The organism is Halorubrum sp. SS7 (genome assembly GCF_005435055.1).
Classification (GTDB): domain Archaea; phylum Halobacteriota; class Halobacteria; order Halobacteriales; family Haloferacaceae; genus Halorubrum; species Halorubrum salinarum.
This window is the reverse complement of record NZ_SGXV01000594.1, coordinates 1-245: the sequence shown is the minus strand read 5'-3', so window position 1 is coordinate 245 and position 245 is coordinate 1. Positions and strand designations below refer to the sequence as shown.

Annotated in this window: 1 pseudogene; it reads left to right on the top strand. The window is 67.8% G+C overall.

Annotated elements, in window-relative coordinates:
• Positions 1–245, top strand: a pseudogene (locus EXE44_RS19265) (hypothetical protein); the annotation flags it as partial.

Below are 245 nucleotides of genomic sequence, written 5' to 3'. Positions count from 1 at the left end.
CGGGAAGGGAAGCGAGAAGGGGAACGGAAAGACGTTCGGGCGGGTGTACGCCGAGGGCGACCTCTGGCGCACGAACGTGGTGAAGGTACTCGACGAACGCCCGGATCCCGAAGACAAGATCTACTTCCTCCACGACGGAGAGCGACCCATCGTGGCGAACGCGGACGCGAGCGACGCCCAGCGCTCGCCGTTCGTCTCGGAGTCGGCACCCGGCGAGGAGGGGTGGAACGGCGGCCAGTGGACGC